General features: G+C 67.7%; 15 protein-coding genes. 6 read left to right on the top strand and 9 right to left on the bottom strand.

Going from position 1 to position 16,793, the window contains the following annotated elements; all coding sequences use genetic code 11:
* The first annotated feature begins 89 nt into the window (after nt 1-89).
* Entirely contained in the window at nt 90-1,298 is a 1,209-nt protein-coding gene (locus tag ACRSBM_RS06760) for an amidohydrolase family protein (RefSeq protein WP_434440736.1), read from the top strand.
* 69 nt (nt 1,299-1,367) lie between these two features.
* Here the strand turns inward: ACRSBM_RS06760 and ACRSBM_RS06755 are convergent, their stop codons facing one another.
* On the bottom strand, nt 1,368-2,378 hold the full coding sequence (locus ACRSBM_RS06755; protein ID WP_434440734.1) for a TerC family protein: 1,011 nt from the start codon (nt 2,376-2,378) through the stop codon (nt 1,368-1,370).
* A 529-nt stretch (nt 2,379-2,907) separates the two neighbouring features.
* Between ACRSBM_RS06755 and ACRSBM_RS06750 the strand changes: the two genes are divergently transcribed.
* The 3 genes from ACRSBM_RS06750 to ACRSBM_RS06740 are packed head-to-tail and all read left to right on the top strand — an operon-like array spanning nt 2,908 to nt 6,732.
* Nucleotides 2,908-5,580: an alpha/beta fold hydrolase gene (locus ACRSBM_RS06750; protein ID WP_434440732.1), complete on the top strand. Its 2,673-nt coding sequence runs from the start codon at nt 2,908-2,910 to the stop codon at nt 5,578-5,580.
* On the top strand, nt 5,573-5,809 hold the full coding sequence (locus ACRSBM_RS06745) for a hypothetical protein (protein ID WP_434440730.1): 237 nt from the start codon (nt 5,573-5,575) through the stop codon (nt 5,807-5,809). The genes ACRSBM_RS06750 and ACRSBM_RS06745 overlap by 8 nt, the downstream gene beginning before the upstream one ends.
* A complete protein-coding gene (locus ACRSBM_RS06740; protein ID WP_434440728.1) occupies nt 5,806-6,732 on the top strand; it encodes an ABC transporter permease in 927 nt (308 codons plus the stop codon). Before ACRSBM_RS06745 ends, ACRSBM_RS06740 begins: the two co-directional genes overlap by 4 nt.
* A gap of 45 nt (nt 6,733-6,777) precedes the next feature.
* Here ACRSBM_RS06740 and ACRSBM_RS06735 read toward each other — a convergent pair whose 3' ends face one another.
* From ACRSBM_RS06735 to ACRSBM_RS06715, 5 genes are all read right to left on the bottom strand, one after another.
* Complete coding sequence (locus ACRSBM_RS06735) at nt 6,778-7,170, bottom strand: VOC family protein (protein ID WP_434440726.1); 393 nt, start codon at nt 7,168-7,170, stop codon at nt 6,778-6,780.
* Between the two features lie 354 nt (nt 7,171-7,524).
* On the bottom strand, nt 7,525-7,872 hold the full coding sequence (locus tag ACRSBM_RS06730; RefSeq protein ID WP_434440725.1) for an MmcQ/YjbR family DNA-binding protein: 348 nt from the start codon (nt 7,870-7,872) through the stop codon (nt 7,525-7,527).
* Between the two features lie 7 nt (nt 7,873-7,879).
* Entirely contained in the window at nt 7,880-8,284 is a 405-nt protein-coding gene (locus tag ACRSBM_RS06725) for a MarR family winged helix-turn-helix transcriptional regulator (protein ID WP_434440723.1), read from the bottom strand.
* Nucleotides 8,285-8,626: 342 nt separating this feature from the next.
* Entirely contained in the window at nt 8,627-10,789 is a 2,163-nt protein-coding gene (gene uvrB, locus ACRSBM_RS06720) for an excinuclease ABC subunit UvrB (RefSeq protein ID WP_434440722.1), read from the bottom strand.
* 153 nt (nt 10,790-10,942) lie between these two features.
* The gene (locus tag ACRSBM_RS06715; RefSeq protein WP_434440720.1) at nt 10,943-12,040 is read right to left on the bottom strand and encodes a DUF5685 family protein; all 1,098 of its coding nucleotides are present in this window, start codon (nt 12,038-12,040) and stop codon (nt 10,943-10,945) included.
* 50 nt (nt 12,041-12,090) lie between these two features.
* Between ACRSBM_RS06715 and ACRSBM_RS06710 the strand changes: the two genes are divergently transcribed.
* Nucleotides 12,091-12,600, top strand: coding sequence for a DUF402 domain-containing protein (locus ACRSBM_RS06710; protein WP_434440718.1), 510 nt, complete (start codon nt 12,091-12,093; stop codon nt 12,598-12,600).
* An 88-nt stretch (nt 12,601-12,688) separates the two neighbouring features.
* Nucleotides 12,689-13,207 carry a DUF402 domain-containing protein gene (locus ACRSBM_RS06705; protein WP_434440717.1) on the top strand — a complete coding sequence of 173 codons (519 nt, stop codon included), beginning with the start codon at nt 12,689-12,691 and terminating at the stop codon, nt 13,205-13,207.
* On the opposite strand, the gene coaE is transcribed toward ACRSBM_RS06705, so the two are convergent.
* The 3 genes from coaE to rpsA all read right to left on the bottom strand — a co-directional run bounded on the left by coaE (nt 13,183) and on the right by rpsA (nt 16,625).
* Nucleotides 13,183-14,331, bottom strand: a complete 1,149-nt coding sequence (coaE, locus tag ACRSBM_RS06700) for a dephospho-CoA kinase (RefSeq protein ID WP_434440715.1) — start codon at nt 14,329-14,331, stop codon at nt 13,183-13,185. The genes ACRSBM_RS06705 and coaE overlap by 25 nt on opposite strands.
* A gap of 10 nt (nt 14,332-14,341) precedes the next feature.
* The gene (locus ACRSBM_RS06695) at nt 14,342-14,959 is read right to left on the bottom strand and encodes a hypothetical protein (RefSeq protein ID WP_434440713.1); all 618 of its coding nucleotides are present in this window, start codon (nt 14,957-14,959) and stop codon (nt 14,342-14,344) included.
* Between the two features lie 175 nt (nt 14,960-15,134).
* The gene (gene rpsA, locus ACRSBM_RS06690) at nt 15,135-16,625 is read right to left on the bottom strand and encodes a 30S ribosomal protein S1 (protein ID WP_434440711.1); all 1,491 of its coding nucleotides are present in this window, start codon (nt 16,623-16,625) and stop codon (nt 15,135-15,137) included.
* Nucleotides 16,626-16,793 lie beyond the last annotated feature (168 nt).

Raw genomic sequence — 16,793 nt, 5'->3', positions numbered from 1 at the left:
GGCGTGGACGCTAACAGAACTTGTTAGCAAAGCTCAGAGTTATTTGTTGACCGATCACAAAAATTGACTCGCCGCATAGATTCGCGCCTATGACGCGCATCGTGTTCTCTGGGGGCAGGGTCTTCACCGGCCGGGCGACAGAGCCCGGCGACGTGGTGGTCGAGGGCGACCGCATCGTCGACGTCGGCATCGGACTCGACGGTGACACCAAGGTCGACGCGACCGGCCACACGATCCTGCCGGGGCTGTTCGACTGCCACGTGCACTTCATGTTCAGCGGCGCCGACCTGGTGCGGTCGCTGAACACGCCGTTCTCGCTGCCGTTCTACGAGGCGATCGGCAACATGAAAGCGACGCTGCAGTGCGGCATCACGACGGTCCGCGACGCGCTCGGCGCGGACCTCGGTGTCGCTGAAGCGGTCCGGCGCGGGCTGATCCAGGGCCCGCGCATGCAGATCGCGGTCAACATGGTCTCGCAGACCGGTGGCCACAACGACGACTGGATGCAGTGCGGTGCGCACATCTCGCCGCCGCTGCACCCCGGCCTCCCCGACACCGTCGCCGACGGTCCCGAGGAGCTGCGCAAGGTCATCCGGACGCTGGTCCGCCACGGCGCCGACATCATCAAGATCGCGTCCAGCGGCGGCGTGATGTCACCGCGCAGCAACCCCCGTCACGCGCACTTCCGCGACGAGGAGATCGCGATGATCGTGCAGGAGGCGAACGCCGCGGGCATCGCGGTCATGTCGCACGCCATGAGCGGCGATGGCATCCTCACGGCCGTGCGCAACGGTGTGCGGTCCATCGAGCACGGCGTCTTCCTCACCGACGAGGGCGTCGAAGAGATGATCAAGAACGGCACCTGGCTCGTGCCGACGCTGATGGCCCCGCGCATGGTCCTGGACCAGGCCGCGGCGGGCGTGGCGATCTCGGACGTCATCCTGGACAAGGCGAAATCCGTTGTCTCGCAGCACTTCCAGTCGTTCCAGAAGGCGCACCAGGCCGGTGTGAAGATCGCGATGGGCACCGACTCCGGCGTCGGCCCGCACGGCGACAACCTGAACGAGCTGACGCTGATGGTCGAGTACGGCATGTCGCCGGCGGAGGCGCTCTACGCGACCACCACGTCGGCCGCCGAGCTGATGCGCCTCGGAAACGACCTCGGCGAGCTCGCCCCTGGCAAGCTCGCCGATCTCGTTCTCGTGGAGGGTGATGCCGAGCAGCACGTGGAGGCCGGCACCCTCAAACAGGCCATCCGCGCCGTGTACCAGAACGGCACCCCCACCGTCCAGCCTTAGTTTGCACGCGGGGGCCCTACGTACCGTCAGACAGTACGTAGGGCCCCCGCGTGCCGGAAAAAGTACCCGTTAGTGGTTGGCGTCGGCGCCCGCGCCGACGTGCTTCGCGGAGTCCGGGTCGCGGCGCACCTTGAGCAGGCTGGCGATCGTCGTGATGGCCAGCACGCCGATGATCACCGACAGCGAGACCTCGATGCCGATCGTCGGCACGTGGAACGGCTCACCACCGTTGAGGAACCACAAGGTGTTCGTGTGCAGCGCCTCGAGGATCAGCTTCACGCCGATGAAGCCGAGGATCACCGCCAGGCCGATCGAGAGGTAGACCAGCTTCGCGAGCAGGCCGCCGAGCAGGAAGTACAGCTGACGCAGGCCCATCAGCGCGAACGCGTTGGCCGTGAACACCAGGAACGGCTCCTTGGTGAGGCCGAAGATCGCGGGGATCGAGTCGAGCGCGAAGAGCAGGTCGGTGGAGCCGATCGCGACCATCACGATGAACATCGGGGTCACGAAGCGCTTGCCGTCGATCTTGATGAACGACTTGGAGCCGTGGAAGTCGTTGGTCACCGGGAAAACCTTGCGCACCATGCGCAGCATCAGGTTCTCCTTGAAGTCCTCTTCCTCGTCGTGGTTCTCCCGCGCCAGCTGCCAGCCGGTGTAGATGAGGAACGCGCCGAAGATGAAGAACACCCAGCTGAACTGGCTGATGAGCGCCGCGCCGGCCGCGATGAAGATGCCACGCATGACGAGTGCGAGCAGGATGCCGACCAGCAGCACCTTGTGCTGGTGGATCGCGGGCACCTTGAACGTCGTCATGATGATCAAGAAGATGAAGAGGTTGTCGACGCTCAGCGAGTACTCGGTGATGTACCCCGCGAAGAACTCCGTCGCGTACTGACCACCGGAGAAGTACCAGATGCCGATACCGAAGAGCACGGCCATCGCAACGTAGAAGATCACCCAGCGGGCGGCTTCACCGATCGTCACCTCATGGGGCTTTCGATCGACGATCACGAGGTCGACGGCTAGTAGAACGAGCAGACCCACGATCGTCGCGATCCACATCCATGCGGGGACGTTCACAACCCAACCTCCGGGATTCTTAGCGCATGCCAAATAAACCCGGAGGTCTCCTCCGCCGCCGAGATGATCTCTCGAACGACCGACGGCACCGGGAGCTCCACGCCGAGCTCCGTACTGACGACACCGCCGCTTAGGGAGTACTCCCCTCCATGCTGCGTCAATATTGTGCTCTACGGAGTCCGTCTAGCGCCACACAGGGTGAGCAGACCCACGCAACCTGCTGCAACGGGAATACGCAGCGTGTCGTTCGAATCTGAACCTGCCACTACCTGAAGGCCTGCTGAAGATCCACTCATGCTGAGACCGCGACCGGATCCCGACAGGCCGTTCTCAGCAAAACTCGCCTATCGTCATCGCTGTGTCCCGCCTCTCCCGCCTTCGCGGCAGGTGGACGATCCCCGCATTGATCGTGGTACTCGCCCTCGTCGCCGGCGGCGTGTACTTCACTCGATCCGGAGACGACCCCGTAGCCGTTTCCTTCAAAGAAGCGACCATCGACGCACCTGAGAGCCCTGACAGCGCTCAGACGGTGACGATCGAGACGCGTCTTTACCTCCCCCAGCAGACGCCCGCGCCCGCGATCATGCTCGCGCACGGTTTCGGCGGCAGTCTGCGCAGCGTGCACACCCAGGCGGAGGAGTTCGCGCGACGCGGCTTCGTCGTGCTGACGTGGTCCGCGCGCGGGTTCGGCCGCAGCACCGGCCAGATCGCCCTGAACTCGCTCGACCGCGAGGTCCGCGACGCCCAGAAGCTGCTCGACTTCCTCGGCACACGTGACGAGGTGCAGAAGGACAGCGGCGGCGACCCGCGCGTCGGCGTGACAGGCGCGTCGTACGGCGGTGCGTTGTCACTGCTGCTCGCGGGCGTCGACAAGCGCGTCGACACCCTCGTCCCGATCATCACGTACAACGACCTCGCGCAGTCGCTCCTGCCGAACTCGGCACTGGCGACACCGCGTTCGGACGCCACGCCGGCGGCCACCGCGTTCGCCGAGGACGGCGTCTTCAAGCGGTCGTGGGCGGGCATCTTCTTCTCGGCGGGCATGACGTCGATCGACCTCTCCTCGCCGACCGGTGAAGCGCCGGAGATGGGGCAGACCGAGTCGAACCAGCCCGCCGACCAGCAGCAACAGCAGCCGGGTGGCGGCTCGGGTGCTCAGGGCCAGCAGCAGCCGACGCCGTCACTGGGCGCCTGCGGCCGGTTCACGCCCGAGGTCTGCGCCGCCTACACGGAGGTCGCCACGACGGGCAGCGCCTCGCAGCAAACGCTCGAACTGCTGCGCAAGTCGTCCCCCGTCGCCGTGGCGGACCAGATCAAGCAGCCGACGTTGCTGGTTCAGGGCGAGCAGGACACCCTGTTCGGGCTCGACCAGTCCGACGCGACCGCGCGCCAGATCGCCGCGGCCGGCGGCAAGGTCAAGATGGTCTGGTACGCGGGCGGTCACGACGGCGGCAACCCCGGCACCGCGCTGCGGGGCGAGATCGCCGACTGGATGGACTTCCACCTGCGGGGCAACGGCACCGACCCCGGCACCGGCTTCGAGTACGCGGTGCAGGGCGCGTTCCGCTCGTCGGGCCAGCCGTCGCTGCGCACGGTCGTCGCACCGTCCTACCCGGGGCTCTCCGGTGGCTCCTCCACCGAGCGCAGGACGCTGAAGCTGTCCGGACGCGAGCAGGTGGCGGTGAACCCGGCCGGTGGCAACCCGGCGGCGATCAGCAACCTGCCGGGCCTGGGTTCCGCGCTGTCGCGCTCGTCCGCGATCTCGTCGCGGCTGTCGCTCGACCTGCCAGGTCAGGCCGCGGTGTTCAGCACGGAAGCCCTGGACTCGCAGCTGCTGCTGACCGGTTCGTCGACGGTGAAGCTGCGCGTCGCGCGCGGTGACCAGACCTCCGGTGAGGCGATCCTGTTCGCCAAGCTCTACGACGTCTCGGCCGACGGCACGCGCGTGCTGCCGGGCTCGACCGTGGCCCCGTTCCGGGTGGCGCTGCCGCCGGACGGCTCGGCCGCCGAGGTGACCGTGACGCTGCCTCCGGCCGTGCGTCCGGTCGAGAGCGAGCACAAGCTGGCTCTGGTGGTGTCGACGACGGACCAGGCGTTCGCGAACGCCGAACAGCCCGCCGCGTACCGGATCTCGCTGGCCTCCGAGGAGATCTCGGTGCCCGTGGTGCCCGGCCGCAACGTGACGACCGGCTTCCCGACGAGCGCCCTGTGGGGCATCGTGATCGCGCTGCTGGTGCTGATCGGCGCCGGCATCGTCGCGATGTTCCGCCGTCGCATGGCGCAGGACTCGGACCCCGACCTCGCCGGCGTGCCGCTGGTCATCTCGAACCTGACGAAGGCCTACCCCGGTGGCGTGACCGCGGTGAAGGACCTGTCGTTCCGCGTGGAGCACGGCATGGTCCTCGGTCTGCTCGGACCCAACGGCGCGGGCAAGACCACGACGCTGCGCATGGTGATGGGCCTCATCCACCCGTCCGAGGGCCACATCCGGGTCTTCGGCCACAAGGTCACGCCGGGCGCTCCGGTGCTGTCGCGCATCGGTTCGTTCGTCGAAGGCTCCGGCTTCCTGCCGCACCTCTCCGGCGCCGCGAACCTGCGCCTGTACTGGGCGGCGACCGGCCGGCCGGTCGAGGAGGCGCACGTCGAGGCGGCGCTGGAGATCGCGGGCCTCGGCAACGCGGTGCACCGCCGCGTGCGCACGTACAGCCAGGGCATGCGCCAGCGGCTGGCGATCGCCCAGGCGATGCTCGGCCTCCCGGACCTGCTGATCCTGGACGAACCGGCCAACGGGCTCGACCCGCCCCAGATCCACCAGATGCGCGAGGTCCTGCGCCGCTACGCCGCGGCGGGCCGCACGGTCGTCGTGTCGTCGCACCTGCTGGCCGAGGTCGAGCAGACCTGTTCGCACGTGGTCGTGATGCACAAGGGCCAGCTCGTCGCGGCCGGCGAGGTGGCCGACATCGCGGCGGGAGGCGGCGAGGCGACGTTCCGCGTCGACTCCCCCTCGAAGGCGGCCGACGTCCTGCGGAGCATCGAAGGCGTGCACGACGTGCACGAGGACGAGGACGCCGTGCACGCGTCGATGAACGGCGTCCCGCGCGCCGCCGCACTGTCCGCCCTCGTGGCGGCAGGCGTGGCGGTGGACCAGGCGGGTCCGCGCCGCAGGCTGGAAGACGCGTTCTTGGAGCTGGTCGGTGAATGACTTCCTGATGGCAGCGGCGTGCGCAACCACGGACGCCCAGGCCGAAGCAGAGGTCCCCTCGTCGAGCGAGCGCACGCTGCTCGCCGGCGAAGGGGGTCCCCTTGATTCCATTATCCCAGGCGACACCGACAATTCCGGGCCCGCCGAGGTCACGCCCGTGGTGAAGACCGTCCTCACCGCGAACCCGAACCGCACGAAGGCCCCGACCGGGCAGGAGGTGGACCGATGAGCGACAACGGCGTCCACACCGATCCCGGCGCGCTCAACGACCTCACCGACGCGGCCGCCCAGCAGCACACCAAGGTGGCTCCGGACGGCTCGTCGGTCGGCTACAAGGCGCGCCGCACACTGCGCATCCACGTGGAGCTGCAACGGCAGATCCGCCGCCGCCGGACCCAGCTGGTGCTGGGCTTCCTGGTGCTGCTGCCGTTCATCCTCGCGCTGAGCTTCGAGATCGGTCAGTCGGACCCGAACCGCCGCACCGGCGGCTTCGTGGACCTCGCGACCGCCAGCGGCATCAACTTCGTGGTGCTGACGCTGTTCGTGAGCAGCAGCTTCCTGCTGCCGATGATCGTGGCGCTGTTCTTCGGCGACACGATCGCGTCCGAAGCGTCGTGGTCGAGCCTCAAGTACCTGCTCGCCGCACCGATCCCGAGGCACCGCCTGCTGCGCCAGAAGGCGATCAGCAGCGGCATCCTCAGCATCTTCGCCCTCACCCTGCTCCCCGCGGTGGCGCTGGCGGTGGGCGTGGTCTGGTACGGCGCGGGCGAGGTCGTGAGCCCGACCGGCGAGGCGGCCCCGTTCGGCGACGGCGTGCTCGGCATGGCGCTGGCGGTCGTCTACATCTCGATCAACCTGTTCTGGGTGGCAGGTCTCGCGATGTTCCTGTCCGTCTCCACCGACGCACCTCTCGGCGCGGTCGGCGGCACGGTCCTCGTCTCGATCCTGTCGCAGATCCTCGACCAGATCGAACCGCTCGGGGACCTGCGCAACTACCTGCCGACGCACTACGCGATGGCGTGGGCCGACCTGCTCTCGACCGACATCGACTGGTCGGAGATGACCCGCGGAACGTTCTCCGCGCTCGTCTACGGCGGCATCTTCACGCTGCTCGCGGCACGTCAGTTCAAGACGAAGGACATCACGAGCTAGCGCCGCGACCGGCGGCCTTGCCCAGCGAAGGTCGCCGGTCACCGGCTACTGCACGCAGAACTCGTTGCCCTCGGGGTCGAGCATCACGACCCAGTGGCCCTTGGCGTCCTTGAACTCCTGGACCTTTGTCGCCCCGAGGGCAACGAGCCGATCGACCGCCTCGAGTCCCGCGTTCACGTCGAGGTGGACGCGGTTCTTGGCCGTCTTGGCCTCGGGCACGCGCTGGAAGAAGATCCGCGGCCCCTTGCCCTCCGGATCGACGATCGCCGTGAAGTCGTTCCACGACTCCTGCGGAATGTTGTTCCTGACGGCGAAGTCCTCCCACGACTCGAAGCCGGGAGGCGGCGGCTGCACCACGTAACCGAGTGCCTCCGCCCAGAAGGCGGACAGCCTGCCGGGGTCCGCCGCGTCCATCGTGACCTGGATTCCGATTGCCATGAAGCAACCGTAGAGACCAATGCGGACAACCACTGTCCGGAGTAGCGTGCCCGCTCATGTCACGTCCCGTGCACTTCGAGATCCACGCCGCTGCTCACGGCACAGCGCGACGATGCGTTGCTCGAGCTCGGCGCTGGTACGGCGCGGTGAGTGATGCGGCCGGGATATGGGCTTGAGGCCACCCGGCTTGATACCGCTGGACGATCAGCAGTCTGCCCAGGAACGTGGTCCGGGCGTTACGGTGAGACACGAGAGCCTTCCGCTGACGTGGGTCCTAGACAAACCACACCCCAACCGGAGGCTCTCCCCACGTCAACACCTGTCCACCGCTACCAACATCCCGGCCAAGTACACCTAGGCGGGCCGCTTCGACTTCGGCAACCGCGCGACGATGGCGTCATAGGACCCGTCGACCAGCTCCAGCAGGTCGTCGTCCGGCACGGATCCCTTGAGCGCGATGGTGTTCCACCCGTACCGCCCGATGTACCCGCTCACCGTGACGTCGCCGGGAAAGCGCTCTCGCCAGGGCAACGCGGCCTCGGCATCGACACCGCACTTGAGCCCCACGGTGTGTACGTCGAGCCCGATGAAGGCGAACGCCTTGCCCCCGACCTTGCACACCAACTCGGTCTCACCCCACGGATACGTCTCCTCCGCACCGGGCTTGCCGGCGCAGTAGGCGATCAACTCGTCCAGCGTCACAACAGGATTATCGCGCGCCGAACACCTCGACGAAACGCGTGAGCAGCCGGGCGAACTCCGCCCGTTCCGCATCACTCCAGCCCGCCATCGCCACCGCACAAGCGTTCTGCCGCGCCCGGTGCAGCTCAGCGGACGTGGCCCGGCCCTGCGGCGTGCGCACGAGCAACACCCGCCGCCCGTCCGCCTTGTCGGCGATCCGCGACACCAACCCGGCGTCGACGGCACTGGTGACGAGCTTGCTGGCCCGCGGCTGATCGACGTGCAAAGCCGAAGCCACACTGGAAACCGTCGCCTGCGCACCGGTGCGCTCGGCCGTTTCCACGACATCAAGGACGTCAAAAGCCGGAACAGCCAACTCGGCCAACGCCCGACGTGACTGACTGCGCCGCACAGCGATCAGCGCCTGCTCCACCGCGGCGAGGTGGGAGTCCACATCCACCGTGAGATCATGGCCGTCCTGGGGCCTGACGAAAGCTGTCAGCGAACATCTCACCCCAGAGGGCGATTTACGCGACAGCGTTGAACCAAATCCCGTCGGACACGTGACCCACCGCTTCCGCCGCACTCACGCAACGCACACGGCGTCCACATTTGCTCCACAGTGGACACTCGTCGGCGATGCCGCAGGTGACCAGTCCTGCCGACAAAACCAAGGTGGTGGCTGCCTCACCCTCCTGGCTCATCTCGCGCACCTACGAACCAGGCACCGCCACGCGACACGGAGCCGACCTACGAAACGGGCGCTCTTCGAAGGTCACTTGACTCCGGCGGCGTCCATCCCGCGCAACTCCTTCTTCAGGTCCTGGATCTCGTCCCGCAACCGAGCCGCCAACTCGAACTGCAGGTCCCGAGCCGCGTTCATCATCTGATCGGTCAACGACTGCACCAGATCGGCGAGCTCGGACCGAGCCATCCCGGCCCGCTCGTGCGAGGCGACAACCCCGGAAAACCGGCCGCTCTCACCGGCAGCCCGCTTCCCCCGAGACGCGTTCCGCCCGGACCCGCCGACCGGAACCTCGTCCTCCACCTCGGAGTACACCGCCTCCAGGATGTCGGTGATCTTCTTGCGCAACGGCTGCGGATCGAGCCCGCGCTCCGTGTTGTACGCGATCTGCTTGGCCCGGCGCCGGTTGGTCTCCTCGATCGCGTGCCGCATCGAGTCGGTGATCCGGTCCGCGTACATGTGGACCTCACCGGACACGTTACGAGCCGCACGGCCGATCGTCTGCACCAGCGACGTTCCCGACCGCAGGAACCCTTCCTTGTCGGCGTCGAGGATCGCCACCAGCGACACCTCGGGAAGGTCGAGACCCTCCCGCAGCAGGTTGATGCCGATCAGCACGTCGAAGTCGCCGAGCCGCAGCTGCCTCAACAGCTCCACGCGCCTGAGCGTGTCGACCTCGGAGTGCAGGTACCGGACCCGGATCCCCAGCTCCAGCAGGTAGTCCGTCAGGTCCTCGGCCATCTTCTTGGTCAGCGTCGTGACCAGCACCCGCTCGTCCCGCTCGGCCCGTTCGCGGATCGAGTGCACCAGGTCGTCGATCTGCCCCTCGGTCGGCTTGACCACGACCTCGGGGTCGACCAGGCCGGTGGGCCGAATCACCTGCTCGACGAACTCGCCGCCGGCCTGGCCCATCTCGTACGGCCCCGGCGTCGCCGACAGGTACACGACCTGCCCGATCCGGTCGGCGAACTCCTCCCACGTCAGCGGGCGGTTGTCCATCGCCGACGGCAGCCGGAAGCCGTGCTCGACGAGGTTGCGCTTGCGGGAGGCGTCGCCCTCGTACATGCCACCGATCTGCGGCACCGTCACGTGCGACTCGTCGATGACCATCAGGAAGTCGTCCGGGAAGTAGTCGATCAGCGTGGCCGGCGCCGTACCGGGACCGCGGCCGTCGATGTGGCGCGAGTAGTTCTCGATGCCGTTGCAGAAGCCGACCTGCTTCATCATCTCCAGGTCGTACTGGGTGCGCATGCGCAGGCGCTGGGCCTCCAGCAGCTTGCCCTGGCGCTCCATCTGCGCGAGCGTCGTCTCCAGCTCCGCCTCGATGTCGCGGATCGCGCGTTCCATGCGCTCCGGGCCCGCGACGTAGTGCGTGGCCGGGAAGATCCGCAGGTCCTTCACCTCGCGGACCACGTCGCCGGTCAGCGGGTGGAGGTAGTAGAGCTTGTCGATCTCGTCGCCGAAGAACTCGACCCGGATGGCGAGCTCCTCGTAGGAGGGGATGATCTCGACCGTGTCGCCGCGCACGCGGAACGAGCCGCGGGTGAACGACATGTCGTTGCGGGTGTACTGCACGTCGACCAGCAGGCGCAGGAACGCGTCGCGGTCGACCTCCACGCCCACCTCGAGCGGGATGGAGCGGTCGAGGTACGACTGGGGCGTGCCCAGGCCGTAGATGCACGACACCGAGGCGACCACGATGACGTCACGCCGGGTCAGCAGCGACATGGTCGCCGAGTGGCGCAGGCGCTCCACGTCCTCGTTGATCGACGAGTCCTTCTCGATGTACGTGTCCGTCTGCGGGATGTACGCCTCTGGCTGGTAGTAGTCGTAGTAGCTGACGAAGTACTCCACCGCGTTGTGCGGGAAGAGCTCCTTCAGCTCGTTCGCCAGCTGGGCGGCCAGGGTCTTGTTCGGCGCCATCACCAGCGTCGGGCGCTGCAGCTTCTCGACCAGCCACGCCGTGGTCGCCGACTTGCCCGTACCGGTGGCACCGAGCAGCACCACGTCGCGCTCACCGGCGCGCACGCGGCGTTCCAGGTCGGCGATCGCAGCCGGCTGGTCGCCCGCCGGCTGGTACTCGCTGACCACGCGGAACTGCCCCTCGGTGCGGACGATGTCGCCGACGGGACGGTGCTCGGAGTGCGCCTTGACGGTGCTCTCCTCTGGCGGAAGCTCGGTTGCGAATGCCACGGGAAGCACGTTACGCCGCAGGTCTGACAATTTCCGATTGTGGCTGGTCAGAGCGCCACAACGACCCTTGGGTGTGCCGACCCGCGGGGTCGTCGATGCGGTTTGCGGCGGGTCGCCACGCGGGTGCGTTCGATGAGAGTCGCAGGACACGGGCTAGTCGCAGGGGCAGCAGTTGCAGTCGCAGTTCGGGCTGCAGTCGCCGCCGTCACACCCGTCGCGCCGCTTGTCGCTCCACGGCCCGGGAAACGGGTCGCGGCAGCAGAACTGGCACGTTCCGCACATGTAGAGGAACGCACCGCAGCCCTCGAAGCACCCGCGCGGCCGCGGCTGCCAGTTCAGCCTCGGGTACGCCCACAGCCCGCTGCCGGGATCCGACCAGCGCGGCTTGCCCGGCGGGTACTCGTGCCGCCGCCGCTTGCCGAACACCCGGACGATCGACTCCTCCAGCTCGTGCACCAGCAGCTTGTGCACGAGCCGCGCGTCGGTGAACTCCACCTCGCCGAGCGCCAGCCTGATCCCGGTCACCGCGTCCAGGCACAGCCGGTGCGCCTCCTCGACGGGCGTCCCGGTGGCGAGCAGCGGGTTCCACGCGCCCGACGCGCGGTCCTCCTCCAGGTCCTCCACGGCGTCGACCAGGTGCGCCACCCGCCCGAACAGCCGCCCCACCTCGCGTAACGGTTCCACGTTCCCTGGCTTCCCGGCGATGACCGCGGTCTGCGCGACCGCGAACCCCGTCGCGGTCTCCGTCGGCTCGGTGACCACGAGCACCGAGCTGCCCAGGCCCGCCGCGGCCTCCACCGCGGGCTGCCGGCGCACCGAATCCACCATCACCGACGCGTCGAACCCGAGATCAGCGGCGGTTCCCAGCCCCTTGGCGGCCCAGCGCTGCGCCACCGCGCGCCCGGCCCAGCCGAGCCGGCCCGCGAGCCCGTCGCCGTCGTCCACGTGGTCGTGGATCTTCAACGACGCCAGCACCAGCGACACCGACGCCGCCAGCCGCGCGCCGGAGCCGATGGCCACGTCCGCCGACTTCATGCCACGCAACGCGCACGGTCCCGCGGTCCGCCGCGAGACCCCGGACTGCGCCTCCACGGCGGCCGAGATCATCAGCCCGTCGTAGTTCGTGACGAGACGCGAGAGATGACCGTGCTCGTCGCGCAACGACAGGCACATTCCACAAAGGTGAGAGAGCCACGCGGACCGCAGCTCAGCGCCCATTCTGTTGCGGCAGGGGCGGATGATCCCGAACATGCGCGGCATCCTAAGTGGCCGTACGCCGCGACGATGGCAGTATCGCGGACGTGGCACACATCCATCCGCCGAAGATCGAGTACTTCGACCTGGACGCCAAGAGCAACACCGATCCCAAGGGACAGCTGAGAAGCGTCGACGAGTACCGCCTCACCCCGACGGGCCTCTACATGTTCCGGCCGCTCGCCGGGCATCCGAAGATCAGCCACTTCGAGAGCTGGTTCCTGCCCAAGCTCAACCTCCGGGTCACGCGCCAGTCCTGGCACCCCGGCCACGAGCTCGACTTCGACTTCTACGTCGACGTCGTGGAGATCACCGCGATCGGCACCGTGTGGAAAACGATCGATCTTTACCTCGACCTGATAGTCCGAACGGGGCACAGCGTGATTGTTTTGGACACGGACGAGCTGATCGCCGCAGTTCAGCACAAGTTGATCTCCCCGGAACGCGCGCAATGGGCACTGGAAACCACCTACTCGGCGGTGTCCGGCATTTCAGCGCACGGTCACGATGTGATCCGGTGGCTCACCTCTTCGGGTTGCCCTACGACGTGGCGTTGATACACAGAGTGTGGTCGTCATCTGAACGTGACGTAACGAATCGACTCGCCGTGTAACTGGGAGCACTTATTTGACTACGCTCGGCGGCGTGGGAGCGGTCACTACACCTCAGCTGGTCGATGTCGTCGACACCATTTCGGGGGTGCGCGCGTATTCGTCCGGTGGCTCGCGAACTCTCAGTTCGTGCCATGTCGAACGGTGGGGTCTGCGAATCGAACATCCCACACCGGAAGACCCGTTCTCGGACTCCGAGATCACCTGGCTCATGCCCGAACTGGGCCTGCGCCTCACGACCTACCGCGCGCGCTCGCGCCATTCCCGCAGCGGCCCGAGCATCCTGTCCGCGGTCCGGGTCGAACGCGACCACCGCCACTGGCAGACCACCGACCTGCTGCTGGGCCTGGCCGTCCCCGGCGGCACCACGCCCCGCATCGTGCGCAGCGAGGACTTCGCCGCCGCCGTCGCGGGCCGCGTGCTGCGACCGGGCGACGCCGACCAGGCGCTGCGCACGGTCCACCGCACGCTCGAAGAGCTGAGCAACGTCAACCACAACCTGACGTCGTGGCTGACGTGGCACGGCATCTACGACTCCTGGCCGCCCCTGTAGGCCTCGACGCGCGCGACGGCCGTCTCCATCCACGGGTCCTTCGCCTCACCGTAGGCGAACCCGCTGGAGTCGGCCGCAAACCGTTGCGACAGTTCCAACTTGTGCGCGGCGTACTCCTCGCGAGCCTGCGCGTCGCTCCGCAGCCAGTCACGGAAGTCGACCACCCACTTCCACCCCGGCCCGTCCTGAACGCGCAGATGCAGGTTCACCCGGCGCCCCGGATCAGCCCCGGCGTGCAGCCGCTTGCTCCAGTCACCTTCGCCACGCGGCGTGTCCACGTACGACCCCAAGTACGGAAAACCGGCCTGCCCCAACGTTTCCCGCAGCCCGTCCGCGGTCTCCATGTCCTCGACCGCCAGCTGGAAGTCGAGCACGTCCTTCGCCGCGAGTCCGGGCACCGCCGTCGACCCGATGTGCTCCACGTGCCGGCCACCGGCCGCCAGACTGATCCGCCGGGCGATCCTGCTCGCCTGCGCGGGCCAGCTTTCGTCGTACGGCACGACGATCGGCGGCCCGGCGGCGTAAGACCGCGTGCGCACGTTCTTCTCGAAGCCCACCAACCGGTCCCACAACGCCGTGACGTCCGGAACCTCACCGCTGTTGTCCAGCCACACGTCCGCAACGGCGCGGCGCTGTTCATCGGTGGCCTGCGCGGCGATCCGGTTCCGCGCGTCCTGCCGGTCCATCCCCCGGCTGCCGACCAGCCGCTCCAGCCGCGTGGCCGCGTCCGCGTACACGACGATCACCAGGTGGTAGGCCGCCGCCATGTCCCGCTCGACCAGCAACGGGATGTCGTGCACCACGATCGCGTCCTCGGGCGCCTCCGCCATCCGCTGCCCGGTGAGCGCCCCGATGCGCGGGTGCGTGATCGCGTTGAGCGTCTGCCGGGACTCCTCGCCGGCGAACGCCTTGGCCGCCAGCGCCGCCCGGTTCAGCGTGCCGTCACCGTTGAGCACGTCCTCACCGAACGCCCTGACGACCTCCTTGAGCCCGTCGGTCCCCGGCTCCAGCACCTCACGCGCGAGCTTGTCCGCGTCGATGACGACGGCGCCGTTCTCGGCGAGCAACCGCGCGATCGTCGACTTGCCGGACCCGATTCCCCCGGTCAACCCCACCCTGAGCATGCGGGCCAGGTTAGACGGGAGGTGTCATCGCCTGCTGGGCGAGTACCGGCAGGACGGCGACCAGCTTCTCCTTGGGGATGAAGTTGTGCCGGTTGCGCACCACGAACGTCGACTTCCCGAGCGACCCGATCAGGATCTGCTCGTCCTTGCCCTCGATCAGCGTGCCCTTCTGCTTGCCGACGTCGACCTCGCTGATCTTCGCCCCGTTCTGCCGCTCCGCCTCGACGCCCTCGGTGACCCGAGTCCGGGCCGTCAGGTCGTCCGTGTACGTCGACAAGCCGATGACGATCTTGGCGTCCGGCAGGTTCTTCTTCTCGGGGATCCCGTAGTAGCAGTCGACCTTTCCCGTCCGCCCGATCGCCGGCTCCTTGATGCCGATGATGATCCGGGGCTCCCCGGGAAGCTCCTGCCCGAGCGTCGCGTTCATGACGTCGACGGGCACCACGAGCTCGCAGTCGTCGGGCAACGGCCGGTCCACCATCACCGGTACCCGCGACGGCGAGGTGGACGGAGTGATCTTCGGGATCTGCGGCGGCGGCGCCTGGGGCTGCGGCTCCGCAGTCGAGCAGGCCGCGCTCACCGTCAGCGCGACCGCGCCCAACGCCACGAAGAAAGTGTTCCAACGCATAGGTTTGTCAACCTACACAACGGGCTCCGGCCGCCACCACAGCATGAACGGGTGGCGCGCCAAGCCCTCCGATCGAGGGACACGAGCCCGGCCCTCAGGGCACCAGGGAACGACGAAGGCCCCCGCACCGGAGTGCGGGGGCCTTCGTCAGTCAGCTACGAGGTAGCCGGAGCGGTCACATGCCGCCCGACAGCTTCTCCCGCAGAGCAGCGAGCTGCTCGTCGGAAGCCAGCGTGCCACCGGACTGCGCCGGCGCACCGACCGAGGTGGAAGGAGCGTCGCCACCGGAGGTGTAGTTGCCCGCACCCTCGGCCGTGGCCTCTTCCTCGGCCTCGGCGGCCTTGCGGATCTGCTTCATGTGGGCCTCGTAACGAGTGTGCGCCTCGGCGTACTGGCGCTCCCACTCCTCACGCTGCTTGTCGAAGCCGTCCTGCCACTCCTGGGTCTCCGGGTCGAAGCCCTCGGGGTAGATGTAGTTGCCCTGGTCGTCGTACTCGGCGGCCATGCCGTACTGGGTCGGGTCGAACTCGGTGTCGACCGTGAAGCCCTCGTTGGCCTGCTTGAGCGACAGCGAGATGCGGCGACGGTCGAGGTCGATGTCGATGACCTTGACCATGACGTCGTCGCCGACCTGGACGACCTGCTCCGGGATCTCGACGTGGCGCTCGGCCAGCTCCGAGATGTGGACCAGGCCCTCGATGCCCTCGTCCACGCGGACGAACGCACCGAACGGAACCAGCTTGGTGACCTTGCCCGGCACGATCTGGCCGATCGCGTGGGTGCGGGCGAACTGGCGCCACGGGTCTTCCTGGGTCGCCTTCAGCGACAGGGAGACGCGCTCGCGCTCCATGTCGACGTCGAGGACCTCGACCGTGACCTCCTGGCCGACCTCGACGACCTCGGACGGGTGGTCGATGTGCTTCCAGGACAGCTCCGAGACGTGGACGAGACCGTCGACGCCACCCAGGTCCACGAAGGCACCGAAGTTGACGATCGAGGACACGACGCCCTTGCGGACCTGGCCCTTCTGCAGCTGGTTGAGGAACTCGCTGCGGACCTCGGACTGGGTCTGCTCGAGCCACGCGCGGCGGGACAGGACCACGTTGTTGCGGTTCTTGTCCAGCTCGATGATCTTCGCCTCGAGCTCACGGCCGACGTACGGCTGGAGATCGCGGACGCGACGCATCTCGACGAGGGAGGCGGGGAGGAAGCCGCGGAGGCCGATGTCGAGGATGAGACCACCCTTGACGACCTCGATGACGGTGCCCTTGACCGGCTCGTCCTTCTCCTTGAGGGCCTCGATGGTGCCCCACGCGCGCTCGTACTGGGCGCGCTTCTTGGAGAGGATCAGGCGGCCTTCCTTGTCCTCCTTCTGGAGAACAAGCGCCTCGACCTCGTCACCAACCTTGACAACCTCGTTGGGGTCGACGTCGTGCTTGATCGACAGTTCACGCGAGGGGATGACGCCCTCGGTCTTGTAGCCGATGTCGAGCAGGACCTCGTCCCGGTCGACCTTGACGATCGTGCCTTCGACGATGTCGCCATCGTTGAAGTACTTGATCGTCTTGTCGATAGCTGCGAGGAAGTCCTCCTCCGTCCCGATGTCGTTGATCGCGACCTGCTTGGGCGCAGCGGCAACGGGGGCGGTGGTGGTGTCGGTGGACATTAGGTAGGTGGCTCCGGTACGGATTGGCATTGATGGCTGGTAGTGGTGCGCGCGCAGCGTCGCAGCGACCTGGAATCCGCGGATCTGGATCATGGGCAGCACTAACCCACTACGCACGCGATATCGTACGCGGCCGCCAGAGGCGCAAGCAAACCAGCCCCCACGTGA

This window comes from Lentzea xerophila (assembly GCF_051094245.1).
In the GTDB taxonomy this organism is placed as follows: Bacteria; Actinomycetota; Actinomycetes; order Mycobacteriales; family Pseudonocardiaceae; genus Lentzea; species Lentzea xerophila.
The sequence above is the reverse complement of the archived record's forward strand: the minus strand, read 5'-3'. Positions and strand labels throughout refer to the sequence as shown.